The sequence below is a fragment of the Streptococcus oralis genome (assembly GCF_001578935.1).
In the GTDB taxonomy this organism is placed as follows: Bacteria; Bacillota; Bacilli; order Lactobacillales; family Streptococcaceae; genus Streptococcus; species Streptococcus oralis_R.
Map to the genome: position 1 here is coordinate 789777 of NZ_KQ969521.1, position 16629 is coordinate 806405.

The 16629-nt window shown below is 42.8% G+C and carries 21 protein-coding genes, 2 pseudogenes and 1 other annotated feature; of the genes and pseudogenes, 2 read left to right on the forward strand and 21 right to left on the reverse strand.

Annotation, left to right across the window (positions count from 1 at the left end):
• A pseudogene (locus SORDD15_RS03930) lies at positions 1 to 212 on the forward strand (alanine dehydrogenase); the annotation flags it as partial.
• 50 nt (positions 213 to 262) lie between these two features.
• Here SORDD15_RS03930 and SORDD15_RS03935 read toward each other — a convergent pair.
• The 16 genes from SORDD15_RS03935 to SORDD15_RS04010 all read right to left on the reverse strand — a co-directional run bounded on the left by SORDD15_RS03935 (position 263) and on the right by SORDD15_RS04010 (position 13726).
• Entirely contained in the window at positions 263 to 1249 is a 987-nt protein-coding gene (locus SORDD15_RS03935) for a PhoH family protein (protein ID WP_061414568.1), read from the reverse strand.
• An 80-nt stretch (positions 1250 to 1329) separates the two neighbouring features.
• Positions 1330 to 1545 carry a YozE family protein gene (locus tag SORDD15_RS03940; protein WP_001232084.1) on the reverse strand — a complete coding sequence of 72 codons (216 nt, stop codon included), beginning with the start codon at positions 1543 to 1545 and terminating at the stop codon, positions 1330 to 1332.
• A gap of 8 nt (positions 1546 to 1553) precedes the next feature.
• Positions 1554 to 2408, reverse strand: coding sequence for an RNA-binding virulence regulatory protein CvfB (cvfB, locus tag SORDD15_RS03945; RefSeq protein ID WP_061414573.1), 855 nt, complete (start codon positions 2406 to 2408; stop codon positions 1554 to 1556).
• A 59-nt stretch (positions 2409 to 2467) separates the two neighbouring features.
• On the reverse strand, positions 2468 to 3025 hold the full coding sequence (gene frr / locus SORDD15_RS03950) for a ribosome recycling factor (RefSeq protein ID WP_001262236.1): 558 nt from the start codon (positions 3023 to 3025) through the stop codon (positions 2468 to 2470).
• A gap of 7 nt (positions 3026 to 3032) precedes the next feature.
• The gene (gene pyrH / locus SORDD15_RS03955) at positions 3033 to 3770 is read right to left on the reverse strand and encodes a UMP kinase (RefSeq protein ID WP_000002996.1); all 738 of its coding nucleotides are present in this window, start codon (positions 3768 to 3770) and stop codon (positions 3033 to 3035) included.
• An 83-nt stretch (positions 3771 to 3853) separates the two neighbouring features.
• The gene (gene trmFO, locus SORDD15_RS03960; RefSeq protein WP_061414576.1) at positions 3854 to 5188 is read right to left on the reverse strand and encodes a methylenetetrahydrofolate--tRNA-(uracil(54)-C(5))-methyltransferase (FADH(2)-oxidizing) TrmFO; all 1335 of its coding nucleotides are present in this window, start codon (positions 5186 to 5188) and stop codon (positions 3854 to 3856) included.
• A gap of 133 nt (positions 5189 to 5321) precedes the next feature.
• Positions 5322 to 6191 carry a 16S rRNA (cytidine(1402)-2'-O)-methyltransferase gene (rsmI, locus tag SORDD15_RS03965; protein WP_061414579.1) on the reverse strand — a complete coding sequence of 290 codons (870 nt, stop codon included), beginning with the start codon at positions 6189 to 6191 and terminating at the stop codon, positions 5322 to 5324.
• Between the two features lie 2 nt (positions 6192 to 6193).
• On the reverse strand, positions 6194 to 6511 hold the full coding sequence (gene yabA / locus SORDD15_RS03970) for a DNA replication initiation control protein YabA (protein WP_000358229.1): 318 nt from the start codon (positions 6509 to 6511) through the stop codon (positions 6194 to 6196).
• Between the two features lie 36 nt (positions 6512 to 6547).
• Complete coding sequence (locus tag SORDD15_RS03975; RefSeq protein ID WP_061414582.1) at positions 6548 to 7438, reverse strand: DNA polymerase III subunit delta'; 891 nt, start codon at positions 7436 to 7438, stop codon at positions 6548 to 6550.
• Positions 7435 to 8073, reverse strand: coding sequence for a dTMP kinase (gene tmk / locus SORDD15_RS03980; protein ID WP_061414585.1), 639 nt, complete (start codon positions 8071 to 8073; stop codon positions 7435 to 7437). The genes SORDD15_RS03975 and tmk overlap by 4 nt, the downstream gene beginning before the upstream one ends.
• 113 nt (positions 8074 to 8186) lie before the next feature.
• The gene (gene proC, locus SORDD15_RS03985; protein ID WP_061414590.1) at positions 8187 to 8984 is read right to left on the reverse strand and encodes a pyrroline-5-carboxylate reductase; all 798 of its coding nucleotides are present in this window, start codon (positions 8982 to 8984) and stop codon (positions 8187 to 8189) included.
• Between the two features lie 3 nt (positions 8985 to 8987).
• The gene (locus SORDD15_RS03990) at positions 8988 to 10250 is read right to left on the reverse strand and encodes a glutamate-5-semialdehyde dehydrogenase (protein WP_061414593.1); all 1263 of its coding nucleotides are present in this window, start codon (positions 10248 to 10250) and stop codon (positions 8988 to 8990) included.
• 9 nt (positions 10251 to 10259) lie between these two features.
• Positions 10260 to 11369 (reverse strand): glutamate 5-kinase, encoded by a 1110-nt coding sequence (gene proB / locus SORDD15_RS03995; RefSeq protein ID WP_061414596.1) that lies wholly within the window; start codon positions 11367 to 11369, stop codon positions 10260 to 10262.
• 101 nt (positions 11370 to 11470) lie between these two features.
• The gene (locus tag SORDD15_RS04000; protein WP_061414599.1) at positions 11471 to 12370 is read right to left on the reverse strand and encodes an RluA family pseudouridine synthase; all 900 of its coding nucleotides are present in this window, start codon (positions 12368 to 12370) and stop codon (positions 11471 to 11473) included.
• Positions 12354 to 12821 carry a signal peptidase II gene (gene lspA, locus SORDD15_RS04005; RefSeq protein WP_061414602.1) on the reverse strand — a complete coding sequence of 156 codons (468 nt, stop codon included), beginning with the start codon at positions 12819 to 12821 and terminating at the stop codon, positions 12354 to 12356. The genes SORDD15_RS04000 and lspA overlap by 17 nt, the downstream gene beginning before the upstream one ends.
• Entirely contained in the window at positions 12818 to 13726 is a 909-nt protein-coding gene (locus SORDD15_RS04010) for a LysR family transcriptional regulator (RefSeq protein WP_001025717.1), read from the reverse strand. Before SORDD15_RS04010 ends, lspA begins: the two co-directional genes overlap by 4 nt.
• On the opposite strand from SORDD15_RS04010, the pseudogene SORDD15_RS10515 reads away from it, so the two are divergent.
• A pseudogene (locus SORDD15_RS10515) lies at positions 13719 to 13793 on the forward strand (AraC family transcriptional regulator); the annotation flags it as partial. The gene SORDD15_RS04010 and the pseudogene SORDD15_RS10515 overlap by 8 nt on opposite strands.
• A 163-nt stretch (positions 13794 to 13956) precedes the next feature.
• Here the strand turns inward: SORDD15_RS10515 and SORDD15_RS04015 are convergent.
• From SORDD15_RS04015 to SORDD15_RS04035, 5 genes are all read right to left on the reverse strand, one after another.
• Positions 13957 to 14367, reverse strand: a complete 411-nt coding sequence (locus tag SORDD15_RS04015; RefSeq protein WP_061414605.1) for a DUF5301 domain-containing protein — start codon at positions 14365 to 14367, stop codon at positions 13957 to 13959.
• Between the two features lie 264 nt (positions 14368 to 14631).
• On the reverse strand, positions 14632 to 14925 hold the full coding sequence (gene rpmA / locus SORDD15_RS04020) for a 50S ribosomal protein L27 (RefSeq protein WP_000916509.1): 294 nt from the start codon (positions 14923 to 14925) through the stop codon (positions 14632 to 14634).
• 16 nt (positions 14926 to 14941) lie between these two features.
• On the reverse strand, positions 14942 to 15286 hold the full coding sequence (locus SORDD15_RS04025; protein ID WP_000613704.1) for a ribosomal-processing cysteine protease Prp: 345 nt from the start codon (positions 15284 to 15286) through the stop codon (positions 14942 to 14944).
• A gap of 16 nt (positions 15287 to 15302) precedes the next feature.
• On the reverse strand, positions 15303 to 15617 hold the full coding sequence (rplU, locus tag SORDD15_RS04030) for a 50S ribosomal protein L21 (RefSeq protein WP_000109141.1): 315 nt from the start codon (positions 15615 to 15617) through the stop codon (positions 15303 to 15305).
• Between the two features lie 34 nt (positions 15618 to 15651).
• Positions 15652 to 15772, reverse strand: a sequence feature (ribosomal protein L21 leader region).
• A gap of 54 nt (positions 15773 to 15826) precedes the next feature.
• On the reverse strand, positions 15827 to 16522 hold the full coding sequence (locus tag SORDD15_RS04035; protein WP_061415665.1) for a YoaK family protein: 696 nt from the start codon (positions 16520 to 16522) through the stop codon (positions 15827 to 15829).
• Positions 16523 to 16629: the final 107 nt, after the last annotated feature.

A 16629-nucleotide genomic window follows, 5' to 3' on the forward strand; every position in this document is an offset into this window, starting at 1 on the left:
TTCCTGGTGCTGTCGCCCGTACTTCTACTACCGCCCTAACTAATGTCACTCTTCCTTATATCGAGGCATTGGCTGGCAAAGGATTCACACAAGCAATTGCTGAAGATGAGGGCTTACGTCAAGGTGTGACCACTTATCAAGGTTACTTGACCAGCCTCCCAGTTGCTCAAGGACTCGATAAAGAGCACACTTCTATCGACGAACTTGTTTAAAGCTAGACACTCATTAAAAAAAAGCAGTTCACATCTGAACTGCTTTTTTGCTATTCTTTTTCTTGGTTCTTTTCTTCAACCTTAACTGGAGCTAGTTCATAAGCTCGGATGATTTGAGCGACAACTGGATGACGAACCACATCCTTGGCTGAAAAGTGAACAAAGTCGATTTGGTGAATGTTCTTGAGTTTTTCTTGGGCATCAATCAAACCGGACTTGATGTTACGCGGAAGGTCAATCTGACTGATATCCCCATTGACAATCATCTTAGAATTAAAGCCTAAACGAGTCAAGAACATCTTCATCTGCATGATGGTCGTATTTTGTGCCTCATCGAGAATGACAAAGGCATCATCCAAGGTCCGTCCACGCATGTAAGCAAGGGGCGCGATTTCAATAATTTCACGCTCCATGAGACGGGTCGTTTGATCTTTTCCCAGAATCTGATACAGGGCATCGTAAACTGGTCGAAGGTAAGGATCCACCTTCTCTTTAAGATCACCCGGAAGAAATCCTAGACTCTCACCTGCTTCGACTGCTGGTCGAGTGAGGATAATCCGCTTGACTTGCCCACGTTTAAGGGCTGTCACTGCCAAGGTCACTGCAAGAAAGGTCTTCCCCGTACCTGCAGGTCCGATTCCAAAGGTCACATCATGCTGTTTGACACTGTCCACATAAAGCTTTTGACCCAAGGTTTTGACACGGATCGGTTTCCCAGTATTGTCTTTGATAATTTCTTCTTCGTAAAGGGCGACAAACTTGTCGATTTCATCGTTTTTGACCATGCTAATCGCAGTCACCACATCTGGCGTGCCAACCGTCATTCCTCGATTCACCAAGACCATCAAAGCCTGAATAATCTGACGTGCTTCCTCACAGGCAGTCTCTTCGCCCAAAACCTGGACAATCTCCGTACGGGCATGAATCACCACATCGAGCTCTTCTTCCATCAAACGAAGATGGCGCTCATTGGAACCAAAAAGATGGAACAAGTCATCTGGGTGACTTAGTTGAATGTCTATTGAATGTTCCTTCAAATAAAGAACCTCTCTAATCCGTTTATTTCTTTTTATTATAGCAAAGAGAACAATAAAATACTAGCCTCATCTCATTGTCTCTAGTGTTCTAAGTATTCTTGCCAGATGGCGTCAAAGTCTCCTAGGTTAAAAGAGAAGCTGGCATGCTCCTCCAAAAAGCGACTCACCTCATCAAAATCATCCGTGTGTTTTGGGAAGGCTGACTCTTCAAAAGCGAGGTCTGCCAAAATGGCTTTAGGGCTATTACTTTTCGGATTGCGCTCAGTCATGAGCCAAGTGTAAAATGATTTTCTCATAAGCCTCCCTAAATCAACTCTGTCCCAAACTGGTCTTGCTTGATTTTGCCAGCCTTCATCAAGCCACCGAGTGCTTTCTTGAACTGACCTTTAGAGATACCAAAGGTTGCCTTGATGTCCTCAGGAGACGACTTATCATTCAAGGTCATGAAACCGCCATTGCTTTCCAAGTAGGTCAAAATCATCTGGGCATCATTTTCCAACATCTCAAAAGAACGTGGTTTGAGGGATAGATTCAAGGTACGGTCCACTTCACGGAAACCAATGACACGCGCATCTAACACTTGCCCCAAACGTGGCTCTGCGTAGCGCTCACTTGGGTGGATAAAACCAAGCATGTTATTTTCTGGTAGGTAAACAAAGGTTCCTGACAGCTTGAGACGGTAAACAATGGCTGGCCAGTTTTGGTTCTGCATGTTGTTGTAAGCAGGACGAGCCAGACGTTGGAAGTCTTCCTGATAGGCCAAAAGTCCCCAGATTCGGTCTTTCTTGCCCACTTCAAGGCGGATGTAAAGTTTATCACCTTTCTTAGGCCAGAGTTCCTTGAGCTCAGGGAGGATATCGAGTGACACAACGATTTCCTTATCAGGTAGACCTGTATCCACAAAGACACCCAAGTCCTTACGAACTTCTGTTACGGTTCCCCAACCAAATTGTTCCTGAGTAGCAGTCACTTCTATAGTGGTCAAGCGGAGTTTCTGCTTCATATCGGTATAGGCAAAACCTTTGACCGTGTCACCTACTGTATGCTGACCTTCTTCCTTGGCAAGAGCATAGGTCTGACCATCCTTTTGCACAAAGTAAAAACGGTCATTTTCATCGATGATGAGTCCAACGATAAAACTTGCAAGATTTGTATTCATATTTCCTTCTTTCGAATAAAACTCAGCCAGCAATGCCAACTGAGTTTTTCTGTTTATTTTTAGACTTCCAAAAGTTCTTTTTCTTTATTGGCAGTCATGTCGTCGATGTGTTTGACAGCATCATCTGTTACTTTTTGAATATCTTTTTCAAGAGTCTTCAATTCGTCTTCAGTGATTTCTTTGGCTTTTTCTTGTTTCTTAGCTTCGTCCATAGCATCGCGACGGATATTGCGGACAGCCACTTTAGCATTTTCACCGACCTTCTTCACTTCTTTAGCAAGGTCACGACGAGTTTCTTCTGTAAGAGCAGGGATAACCAAGCGGATTACAGAACCGTCATTAGCTGGTGTGATACCTAGGTCAGAAGCGTTCAAGGCACGTTCGATGTCTTTCAACGAAGACTTGTCAAATGGTGTTACCAACAAGACACGCGCTTCTGGAATGGTAATAGAAGCGATTTGGTTAAGGGGAGTTTCAACTCCATAGTATTCTACGTGGATACGGTCTAGCAAGCTTGCGTTGGCACGACCAGCACGGATACCACCAAATTCACGAGCAAGTGATTGGTGAGACTGGGTCATTCTCTCTTTAGCTTTTTCTACAATTGCGTTAGCCATAATTTTCTTATTCCTTTTCTTCGATATTATTTGAAACTGTTGTTCCGATATTTTCACCAAATACGACACGTTTGATGTTGCCTGGTTGGTTCATGTTAAAGACAACTAAGTCAATGTCGTTATCCATAGAGAGGGTTGAGGCCGTTGAGTCCATGATACGAAGACCTTTGTTGATAACGTCACGGTGGGTCAATTCTTCAAACTTAACGGCAGTCTTGTCTTTCTTAGGATCGGCATTGTAAACACCGTCTACGCCATTTTTAGCCATAAGGATGGCATCCGCTTCGATTTCAGCTGCACGAAGGGCTGCTGTTGTATCTGTTGAGAAGTATGGTGAACCAATTCCGGCACCAAAGATAACGATACGACCCTTTTCAAGGTGGCGAAGAGCACGTCCACGTACGTAAGGTTCTGCCACTTGTTGCATAGCAATAGCTGTTTGTACACGCGTATCGACACCAACTTGTTGCAATGAATCTGCCATCACAAGAGCATTCATCACGGTCCCAAGCATTCCAGTATAATCTGCCTGAACACGGTCCATTCCTGCTTCTGCAGCAGGTTCTCCACGCCAGAGATTTCCTCCACCAATAACAAGGGCAATTTCGATACCTAAGCTATGAACTTCTTGAATCTCTTTTGCGATTGTTTGAACTGTCTGGATATCAATCCCTACGCCACGTTCACCGGCAAGGGCTTCACCTGATAACTTGATTAAAATACGTTTATACTTGGGGTTCGCCATTTTTACTCTCCTTTTTTTATCCTACCTATTTTATCACAATTTCTAAGATTTTTATAGTGCCATGAGCAATTCTTTCAAAAAAATTAGACCGTTAAAAATTCCTCTAAATCGTTAAGGGCACGCTCTGCAATTTTTTCATAACGAGCTTTTTTATCACGGATACGCTCGCCTTCCAACTCCTTGATAATCCCGAAATTGACGTTCATTGGTTGGAAATGTTTGCTATCAGCGTGAGTGATGTAATGAGCCAGACTTCCAATCGCTGTGGTCTCTGGGAAGATAGCTTCACTTTCACCCTTGAAGAGTCGAGCGGCATTAATACCTGCAACTAAGCCTGATGCTGCTGACTCAACATAGCCTTCTACACCCGTCATCTGACCAGCAAAGAAGAGATTTGGCTGTTTCTTAGAACGATAGGTCTGTTCAAGAAGATTTGGTGAATCCATGTAAGAATTGCGGTGCATGACCCCATAACGAACAAACTCCGCATTTTCAAGACCTGGAATCATTTGGAAGACACGCTTTTGTTCTCCCCATTTGAGGTGGGTCTGGAAACCGACGATATTGTAGAGGCTACCAGCCGCATTGTCCTGACGAAGTTGAACAACCGCATAAGGGGTTTTGAACTCTCCATCACGAGGCCCTGTATAGTCATCTGGATACTCAAGTCCCACTGGTTTCATAGGACCATAAAGCATGGTTTTAATGCCACGTTTGGCCATGACTTCGATAGGCATACATCCTTCAAAGTACTTTTCTTTTTCAAACGAATTGAGCGGTGCTTCTTCCGCATTGACCAAGGCTTCATGGAAATCCATAAATTCTTGCTTGGTCATTGGAGCGTTGAGGTAGGCCGCCTCTCCCTTGTCATAACGAGATTTGAGATAAACTTTGCTCATATCGATGGTGTTGACATCGATAATCGGCGCTGCCGCGTCGTAGAAATAGAAGCCATCACCGTCATTAAGGGCATGAATCTTCTCAGCTAGGGCATCACTGGTCAAAGGACCAGTAGCGACAACTGTAATAACATCTATCGGCAATTCTGTAATTTCATCACGAACCACTTCAATCAAGGGGTGATTGGCTACTTTTTCGGTCACCATTTGAGAGAAACCATCGCGGTCCACCGCAAGAGCTCCACCAGCAGGAACACGTGTAGCTTCAGCAGATTCTAAGATAACAGAACCCAAGCGACGCATTTCTTCCTTAAGAAGCCCGACAGCATTGGTCAAAGCATCTCCACGTAAGGAGTTAGAACAAACTAACTCAGCAAAATTGTCTGTTTTGTGCTGGGGTGTAGGCTTTACACCACGCATTTCATAAAGTTTAACTGGAATACCACGTTCTGCGATTTGGTAGGCTGCTTCAGAACCTGCCAAACCAGCACCTATAACATTGATATAAGATTGAGACACGACACTAATACCTCTTTGGGTGGAAACTAAGTCCAAATAAAAACAAGCTACTAGACTATTTGACACCCACAAATCTTTCTATTTTTTCTTCTACTAGTATAACAAAAAAAGGGAAGAAGGCAAACTTCCCTGTTTAGTCATTTTCTTCCCAATCGTGGTAGGCAGCGTAGAGCTTGCTTTTATTCCACTGGTAGAGTTTCGCAACTTCCTTGATAGCTTGATTTTTCTTCACACCTTGCTGGATACGAGATTGGATTTCTGAAAACAAGTCCTCCTCGTCCTTTTCCTCCACATCCTGACTGGCACCTTCAACGATGAGAAGGCATTCACCCTTGAGTGGCGTTTCAGCGATGCTTTCTAGTAGCTCTGAGATTTTTCCTCGTTGGTATTCTTCATAGATTTTGGTTAATTCTCTAACCAAGACTACCGAGCGGTCACCGTAGACTTCTAGCATATTTTCCAATGTATCTGCCACACGATGAGGTGATTCGTAGAAAATCTGAGTTTCTGGATAGTCTTTTTTTGAGTCGAAGAATTGCTTTTGCTGGCCTGATTTTCTTGGTAAGAAACCGTAAAAGATATGTGGTTGTGGAGCTAAACCACTGGCAATCAAAGCAGAAATCCCTGCAGAGGCACCCGGAACTGTCACTACTGCAATTTCTTCCTCAATAGCTGCCTTAACCAAATCATGACCAGGGTCCGAGATACTAGGCAGACCCGCATCGGATACCTGAGCAATACTTTGTCCTGATTTCAAAAAATCAATCAAATCAGGAATTTTTTCCTTGGCATTATGCTCGTGAAAACTGATCTGTTTGGTTGAAATATCAAAATGCTTGAGTAAAAGCCCTGTGTTACGGGTGTCCTCAGCTGCAATCCAATCCACCTCTTTCAAGGTCTGGATGGCACGAAAAGTCATATCGTCTAGATTGCCAATCGGTGTTGCTACTAGGTAAAGCTTGCCATAGGGAGATTGTCCCTTAAAACTTTTTTGAATCTGCATGCTTACTCCCTGTATAACAACTCATCACAGAACATACATTCCTCGTCCTGCTCTCGGCGTTGTCCATAAAAATCATTACATACGTGAAATCCGTCTTTATAGATTCGACGGACGCTTTCACGAACATGCTTGGCCTTGACGGGAGTATCTGCTTCCACCTCACCTAAGCGTTCGCGCAACTTACTATTTTCCAAGCGAAGAGCTGTATTTTCCTCTACCAGGCTCTTGAGATTTTTCTTGATAGCTTCTACATCGGCCAAGGTCACTAGTAGCTGTTGGGAAAAATCGTCTAGTGCATCAAATAATTCTTTTTTGTCCATAAACCAGCCCTTTCCTTTCTTAATCCTTCTTTGAGTTTACATTTCTTTCAAGACCAGGTATTCCATGGCGTTTTGAAAGCTGACATTAGCTTGCCACATTTTTCTAGCTTCTAGCAAATCTTGTAGAATCTGTCGAATCCTTGCTTGCAAGAGATCCTGCCCACAGAGCACTTCGAGAATCCGTAAAACCTGATCTTGTTTTTCCTTATCGTCTGCCAAGCTGGCTAATTTAGCAACTTGGAGATAACTTTCTTTTTTCTTAGCTAATAACCAGGTCAGCAGGCGCTCACTTTCATCCACCAAGGTCCAAAAACTTGCCTGATTTGCCAATTTTTCAGCTTCAGCTCGTGACTGACAAAACTGGGCTAAAAGAGTCGCCTTTTTCTTAACCAGTCCCATTTGTTCTAAGAGCAAGATGAGCTTTTCTTCTTGCTTTTTAAAGTGGAAAATCTGCGTCCGACTTCGGATGGTCGGTAATATCTTTTCCTCATCGCTGGTCAAGAAGAAAATGTAAACTTCACTCTGGGGTTCTTCGATGACCTTGAGCAGAGAATTGGCTGCATTGGGATGCATTTTCTCCGCCTGCTCGATAATAAAAACCTGCTGCTGACCTTCAATCCCTGCTTGGGAAAACTGACCCACCAATTCCCGAATGCGTTCTGTCTTGATGACCTGATTGACTGGCTTGATTAAAGTAACATCAGGAAATTCTTCCTGCTCAATCAGCTTGCAGTTTCGGCATTTCTCACACGGCAAAACGCCTACTTTATCCGTACAAAAGAGGCTCTTAGCCAAAAACTGCGCCATTTCCAAGCTTCCAAAGAAACCCGAAAAGAGATAGGCATGATTGAGCTGGTCTTGTTCTAGGATACGGACAAAGCGATCAAACTGGTCTGGTTGCCAAGCTTTTAGTTGTTCTTGTTTCATTTATCCAAGCCCATTCTGTCAAACAAGACAGCCTTGGTCGTTTCCACAACTTGCTCCAAAGGAAGACTCGCATCAATCTTGACCATGCGATTTCCTTCTTTGTCCAGAAGAGAAAGGTAACCTTGGCGAACTTTCTTGTGCAAGTCCAAGCCTTCTAAATCCAAACGATTGACCTCGCGATCACTATTAGCAGCAATGCGAGCCAGCCCCTCTTCCACCTCAATGTCAAAATAAAGTGTCAAATCAGGTTTGAGGCCATCTGTCGCAAATTGATTGAGCCAATCAATGGCATCGATGTCCAAGCCACGACCAAATCCCTGATAAGCAAGGGAACTATCGATGAAACGATCCATAATGACCAATTTGCCAGCTTCAAGTGCTGGAAGAACTTTTTCCACCAGGTGCTGTCTGCGACTGGCGATATAGAGAAGGAGTTCCGTTTTAGGATCCATTTGAGTATGACTTGGATCCAAAATCACTTGACGAATTTTCTCCCCAATCAAGACTCCGCCAGGTTCACGGGTCGTCAGCACCTCTACTCCTTTTTCCTCTAAAATTGGGAGCAGAGCCTCTAAAACACTGGTCTTGCCTGCTCCCTCCGGTCCCTCAAGAGAGACTAAAAATCCTTTTGACATGTCTAACTCATTTCTTTTTTACTACTTCTATTCTATCAAAAAAATAGGGGTTTGTGACAATCTTTTTGTCTTCTTATTCCATGCACCATAAAAGAGGCAGTCAAAGCCACCTCTTATTTACCTAATTCTTGTGTTCGTTTATAGGCTTGATGAACTGCCTCCATGACCGTTCCTCGAAAAGCATGCTCTTCTAAGCTCGCCACACCAGCGATAGTCGAACCGCCTGGGCTACAAACTTGGTCTTTCAAAACTCCAGGATGTTGCTGGCTTTCGAGAACCATTTGCCCAGCGCCGACTACTGTTTGGGCTGCCATTTTCAAGGCCCTTTCTCGTGGCAATCCAGTCTGAACACCTGCATCTGCCAAAGCCTCTATAAAGAGGTAGACAAAAGCTGGTCCACATCCTGCAAGACCTGTCGCTGCGTCAATTAAGCCATCCCCAAGTTCAACCAAGAGACCAGCCTTGGCTAAAAGTTGACAAAAGAGTTCCCTGTCCTCAGCACGACAATTTGCTGACATGGCATAACTAATCACTCCTTGACCGATAGCCACTGGTGTATTGGGCATGATGCGAATAATCCGGTGTTGACTTGGGATAAGACTAGCTAGTTTTTCCAAGGTCAATCCAGCCGCCATGGAAATCAAAAGAAGGCTCTCTCGTTTTTCAAGAATGGTCTGATATTGAGAAAGCAGTTCAGAAAACTGAGCAGGCTTAACTCCTAGAAAAATCACATCTGCTTCTGCAAAAATTTCTTCATTGCTGGAAGCCTGACCGCCGAAATTAGTGGTGAAAGCATCTACTTTCACTTGACTACGATTGGCAAGAAGAATCTGAACACCCGTCTTGCCCTGCAAGACAGCCTTGGCCAAGCTAGCACCCATATTCCCCAAACCGATAAATCCAATCTTCATCTCTTACCCCCTTATCTGTCCGTCACCAGTAACCACATACTTGTAGCTGGTCAACTCTTTCAAGCCCATAGGTCCACGCGCGTGCAATTTCTGGGTAGAAATTCCCATTTCACATCCAAGACCAAATTGCCCACCATCGGTGAAACGAGTTGAAGCATTGACATAGACTGCTGCAGAGTCCACTTGATCTGTAAAGTAAGCTGCAGCTTCAGCATTTTCCGTCACAATCGCATCCGAATGATGGGTACTGTGAGTTTCAATATGCACAACCGCTTCTTCTAAACTGCTCACAACCTTAACCGCTAGGATATAATCTAAAAACTCGGTGTCAAAGTCTTGTGCCTCGGCTGCTCGACCTGAAACAAACTGACTTGCTGTGCTATCCAAACGAAATTGAATTGGTTCCAGTCCAGCTTCTTTTCGATCTGCAACCAGCATTTGCTCCAAGCGAGGAAGGAAGCTTGCTGCCTTGTCTTCATGAACCAGCAAGACCTCCATAGCATTGCAGACAGAAGGACGGCTGGTTTTAGCATTGTTGATGATCGATAGAGCCTTGTCTTCATCTGCATCCTTATCGACATAGACATGGACAATCCCAGTTCCTGTCTCAATAACAGGCACGATAGCATTTTCAACCACAGCATTGATCAAACCAGCGCCTCCACGAGGTATGAGAAGGTCTAGATAGCCCTTGGCCTTCATCATAGCATAGCTACTTTCACGACTGGTATCTTCCACTAGTTGAATCACCTCTGGATGAATGGCAGTTGTCTCCAAGCCCTTCTTCAAGGCTGTGACAATAGCATGAGCTGTTTGATAGGCATCCTTCCCACTACGAAGAACGACCGCATTCCCACTCTTGAGAGCCAAAGCAGCTGCGTCAGACGTCACATTTGGACGGCTTTCATAGATAATCCCAATAACCCCCATGGCCACACGCTTCTTAGTAATAACCAAGCCATTTTCAAGCTGACTTGTCTCTAGGACTTCGCCAATGGGATCTGGTAAAGCAACCACTTCACGAATCCCTCTTGCCATCGCTTCTATACGCCCTGCATCCAAATAAAGACGGTCTAGCATAACATCTGAGATTTTCCCCTTAGCCGCTGCCATATCGAGGGCATTGGCTGCTAAAATCTCCTCAGTAGCTGCCAATAAATGATCAGCCATGGCTAGCAATGCTTGGTTTTTCACTGCTTCACTAGCAGTATTGATTGATTTTTTAACAGTTTGTACCTGTTCAAATTGTTCTTGTGTACTTACCATCGTTCACCTCTAAAATTCTGTAAAGAGCAGCTGGATTTCAGGAGTGATTGAAATCCAGTCATCACGGTGAATCAAGACTCCCTTAGCTTTTTGAGAACGGAGCATATCTTCTAGGGCTGAGACACCAAATTGGACACGTCCCTTTCCAAGAGATTGACCTGTTTCTTTATCTGCTACTGTGACAATATCGTGGTAGGAGAAGTTTCCTTCCACTTCTACCACGCCTGATAAAAGGAGACTTTTCCCGTTTTTTGAAAGTGCCTCTGCAGCTCCACCATCTACCCAAATCGTTCCCTGACTTTGAGCATAGAAGGCCAGCCATTGTTTCTGGGTACGAAGTCCCTTCTCTTGCGCAACAAAGAAGGAACCATCCTTGGTCTCCTCCGCTGCCTCAATCAAGGCATCAGATTTCAAGGAAGAGCAGATATAGACTGGTACACCCGACTCCGTCGCAATAGTTGCAGCTTTGATTTTTGTCAGCATACCCCCAGTACCGTTTGACGAACCTGCTCCACCAGCCATATCAATAATCTCACGATTGATAGTCTCGATTTTCTCAAGACGTTTGGCTGTTGGATCCGAATTAGGATTGCCAGTATAGAGACCGTCCACATCCGTCAAGAGAACCAAAAGATCCGCCTGAACCATCGCCGCTACCTGGGCACTCAGGGTGTCATTATCACCCACCTTGAGTTCGTCAATGACGACACTATCATTTTCATTGATGATAGGAATTGCACCACGATGAAGCAATACAGACAAGGCCTGATGGGCATTTTTATAACGGCGCTTATCTACAAAGTCATCCTGGGTCAGCAAGATTTGTGCAGAGACGATCTGGCGCATGAGGAGGTTGGTTGTGTATTCCTCCAACAAAAGTCCCTGACCAACTGCAGCCGAAGCTTGTTTATCTGCAATCTTGGTCGGACGTTTTTTAAAACCCAAAGCTCCAAATCCAGCGGCTACTGCCCCAGATGACACTAAAATCAACTCATGTCCTGCTTCATGCAGCATAGCCAATTGCTGGGTAATTGCCTTTACTTTGCTTCTTGATAAACTCCCGTCTTCATTTGTTAAGGAGGAGGTCCCTACCTTAAAGACGATTCGTTTGTACTTCATATTCTCACTCCGATTCTTCATATTTATCCATTATAACATGAATGCTTTAAAATAGAAAAGACTTGAAATGAAAAAGGTTGAGACTAGGCATCTCAACTCTTTTATCTATTCTCAGTTTTACGCAATCTTTCCAGCGTTTCTTTAAAAATCTCTGGAATATCTGCTGTGAATTCCAAGGTTTCACCTGTTCTCGGATGAGTAAAACCTAGAGTCTTAGCATGGAGGAATTGCCCACGTCCCTTAAGTGTCTTACGAGGACCATAGACTTCATCACCAGCGACTGGATGGCCAATATAAGCCATATGAACACGGATTTGGTGGGTACGTCCTGTTTCCAGTTGCAACTCTAGCAAACTATAATCTCCAAAGCGTTCCAAGACGTGAAAGCGTGTTACGGCAGGCTTTCCTTTAGCAGTCACAGCCTGTTTCTTACGGTCTTTTTCACTACGACCAATCGGCGCTTCAATGACACCACGATCATTGGGAAGATTGCCATGAACAATCGCCCAATATTTGCGGAGAGACTTCTTAGCCTTGAGTTCTTGGGCAAGTGCTAAGTGGGCCTCATCATTCTTAGCAATCATAAGGAGACCAGACGTGTCCTTGTCAATGCGGTGAACAATGCCCGGACGGAGAACCCCATTGATACCTGACAAGTCCTTGATATGGTACATGAGGGCATTGACCAAGGTTCCGCTAGTATGACCAGCACTCGGATGCACCACCATCCCCTGAGGTTTGTTAACAACGGCTACATCCTCATCTTGGTAGATGATGTCTAGCGGAATATCTTCAGCCACATACTCTAAAACCTCTGGTTCTGGCACATGATAGGTGACGATATCCCCCTCTTGGACAGTGTATTTTGCTTTCTTGACTTGCCCATTCACCAAAACTTGTCCAGCCTTGATTTGTTCATTCGCGAGACTGCGTGACAATTCTGTCAGGTCCGACAAAGCCTTGTCTAGACGTTGCCCACCAGTTTCAATTTTTATTTCCATTTACTTCCTCTTTAAGCATTGCAATCAATAGAATAATCACACCAACTGTCAAATAGCTGTCAGCAACATTGAAAATCGCAAAGTTGATAAAGTCTAGGTGAAACATATCCACCACAAAACCCTGACTCATTCTGTCGATAAAGTTGCCCAGACCTCCCGCGATTATCAGGGTCAGTCCGAAAACCATCCAGAGAGAGTCCTCCATGTGTTTATGTAAATACCAAATGGCTCCTACCATGACGACCAGTGTAATGACAGCAAATAACCACTGCTGATCTTGCAGCATGGAGAAAGCTGCCCCTCGATTTTGCAGGTAGGTCAAGCTAACGAGATTGGGAATCCACGAACGCACTTCACCCAGTGGAATCTGCTGGACAACATAGGCTTTAACCCACTGATCCAACCCAATCAAAAGCAGTATAATGACTGCTACTATTCCTCTTTTTTTCATGATTTCCTCTTTTGATCAAAATATTCTTGCATGACCTCAACGAAAAGAGTCCCAGCTTGGCTAAGCTCCACTTCCTCACGTTTGACGTAGACCATGCGGTTATCTAGATTGTCCTTGAGACGAATGACTGTGATACCATTAACACTGTCACTATCTAAAAACCCAGATCCAGTCGCATAAGCATCCGTCCGCTCCAAAATACCATTCAAAGTAGCACGGTCGGTCACATTGAACATCTGGGAGCTCGCGCTGGTGTCGACAAAGTTCTCTGAATAGTAAAGATACTCATCCTTTTCCTGAGTGAAACGAACCGTTGGCAGATCCGCTAGATCCTCCATGACCAATTCCTCTTTCTGTGCTAAAGGATGCCCTTCACGAAGATAAATGTGAGTCTGGAAAGGAATTAGTTCAATAACTTCTAAACCAAGCTTTTCAACCCGTTGCATGATGCCCTTTTTATTTTGATTGTTGAGGTAAATAATCCCAATCTCACTATGTCCTTGGGCCACTTCGTCTAATATTTGAACTGTAGTAGACTCAAAAATACGAAAGTTCTTATAATCAGGATAACGTTCTGAAAAAGCCGTAATGGTTGGTGGCAAGAAGTCATAGTGCTGACTGGCAATGGAAAATTCATCCTTTTCTTCCTCAGGATTGGCATACTGATTTTGAAAAACATCAAAGCCTTTGACCAACTCCTGCGCTTTCTCATAAAATTCCATCCCACGACGGGTCAAGAAAGTCCCCGAACTCGTCCGACGGAAAATCTTAAAGCCTAGCTCTTTTTCCAAATCGCGTACAGAAATAGACAGACTCGGCTGACTAACATACATCTTTTCAGCAGCTTCACGGAAAGTACCACTATTGGCAATGGCCACAACATAGCGTAATTGTTGAATGTTCATCTTTTACCCCCAACTTCTCTATCTGTTCATTATATCATATTTTAGAAGTTTTCCAAAAAGGAAAAAGTATGGAAATTTTCAAGACTCAATGAAGACTCTAACATCCCAATCCAAGAATTAGAATAATGTCTTTTTTCAGTCCTTATCTGATTTCAAGCAAATAAAAACAGTAAATCTTTTTGATTTACCGTTTATAATATGGCCTCTAACATTTTCTTTTGACCTATAAATCAACTAGAAAAAGCCTCTTCAATCCTATTAGCTATATCTGGATTTACTTCCCAAATACCGGCATAAGGTTGTTCAATATACTGTTTTTCCTTCATAGTATAGAGATAGGCTACACTATCACTTTCTTCATTTTGATGCAAAAATTTGATAATGATGTGATCTTTAACATTTATCGGTTGATCATTTACACTCTCCAAAGTTGTAAATTTTGATTGTTTCTGCAACTCCTTAATCAATTTTGAGATATCATCTTTCTTATTCATAATTTTAACATCTCCAGAGATACTTTTCTGCAAATAAATTCCTGATATCGTTTCTGGTTCAGGAAGAATAAGTTTTTTGTTACTAACGCAAGCAGATAGAACAAGAAAAGAGATTGAACAGACTATAACTGTGATAATTTTTTTCATATAGGTTCACTTCCTTTCATTCTTCTTACTTCTTCTTTTAGATACAATTATAATATCAAATATTAGCAATTTTTACAATATCTTATTCCCTTATAAAATTCATTACTGAAAAAGCTTCACATGCTACTATTTTATAATTTTACAACAAAAGATAAAATAGTTTATAAGTTCGCAAGCTATATAGGATTTTAAATATGGGTATCAAAACAAAAAAATAGGCTCTCCGAAAACTCGGAAAGCCTTATTTAATGCTACTTAGAGCGATTATTTTGCGATTGGGTAAACAGAAACTTGTTTTTTATCGCGTCCTTTACGTTCAAAGCGTACTACGCCTTCAACTTTAGCGAACAAAGTATCGTCTCCACCACGTCCAACGTTTACACCTGGATAGATGTGTGTACCACGTTGACGGTAAAGGATTGATCCACCTGTTACAGTTTGTCCATCAGCTGCTTTAGCTCCAAGACGTTTCGCTTGTGAATCACGTCCGTTTGATGTAGAACCTCCACCTTTTTTGTGGGCGAAAAGTTGCAAGTTGTTAAGAGTCATTTTTAACATAATGTTTTCCTCCGTGTTAGTTTTCTGTGATAACTCTGGTTTGGACGAACTCAGAAGAGTTCTCCGATAAGTTTGCCATACCCAAGAAAAATGATTCGAAGAATAACTGGGTCATTTCTCTCTGGTGTGAAGGAAGATCCGCTGGTATATCAACCTTTAGATAGCCACCTTCATCTTCGTTTAATTCTAAGATTGGTTCATAGCCTGCAAATTTCTCAATGGAATTGACAAAGTTAATGGCAAGCGTAGAAACCGATGCACACACGACATCTAAGCCGTATTCGCCACTTTCGGCGTGTCCAGTAATTTCCGCACTCCTCAGCTCGCCATCTTCGGCTCTCTCAAAGACTGCTTGTATCATGTGTTCTCCTTAAAAATTAAGCGTTGATCGCGTTGATGACAACTTTTGTATATGGTTGACGGTGACCTTGTTTACGGTGGCTACCTTTTTTAGGTTTGTACTTGTAAGTAACAACTTTCTTTTGTTTTCCTTGTTTTTCAACAGTTCCAACTACAGTAGCTCCAGCAACAAGTGGAGTTCCGACAACAGTGTTTTCACCACCAACAAGAACAACTTCGTTAAAAGTAACTTCTTGACCAGCTTCAACGTTCAATTTTTCAACGTAAACTGCTTGACCAACTTCAACTTTAACTTGTTTTCCGCCAGTTTTGATAATTGCGTATGTGCTCATTATGCACCTCCTATGATTTTTAGGGTTTCCCCGTATTTTTGTGAAGACTCGCCTAGCATCGTGGGACGAACCACTTAAAAGAAGAACTCTAAGTATAACAAAGTTTAAATTTGTTATACGACGAGCAAACGATGTTCGTGCGGTTGCACAGGACTGTGCATAGTCAACTCTTCAAGTATAGCATATCTTCTTTTTTCTTACAAGTAAAATCAATCGAATTTAAGCTTTTTCTTTCCTTTTTTTCTCCAAGAAGCAAAAAGCATACTGAAGTAAAAGATACTCATCATAAGAGGAACACCTAGAATTGTCTTCTCCTGATAGTAAATCGTCAAATAAGCTGAAAAAACAACTCCGAAGACAAAACTGCTAAGCAAGCTAACAAAAATCAAGCCCTCTCGTAGGAAAGGCGTATGCTTGGTCCGGAAATAATCTCCAAAAGCCAACATGGTACGTTTGATATTCCCTGTCATAAAAGCATTATTATAGGCAATCCCTGACACTTCTCCAAAGGCTGTTGTCACCAGTCCCATACAAAAGGCTAAGGGCGGTACGAGATAGATATTATCAACCGTTTGCGGCACAAATCCAATAATGATTGATAAGATTGCTAAAGGAATCAATGACAGAATAGGTTTTTTAACAATTCTCAATTTCTCCTTATAAATCGTTAGTAAAAAGACCCCCATCATAAAAGCTAGTAAGGTCATTACTTTGGCACTGGCATCTGACACATTATGTTGAATGAGCCCCACTGATAGAAAGACGACATTTCCAGTTTGTCCAGCTACAAGAGTATTCCCTCGCACAATAAAAGTATAGGCGTCCACATATCCTGCGCAAAAAGTCAAAAAAAGCGCTAGCCTCTTAGACTGACGTGATATTTTTCTTATAGGTAGTAACCTCATTTTCCCTCCCATTTCATTTACTCATCTCATTATTGTACCACTTTCTTTGGGAAAGTCCTAGTAGCTTATTTGAATTTTTTACTCCCTGTTGGATAGTCAGGTCTTTC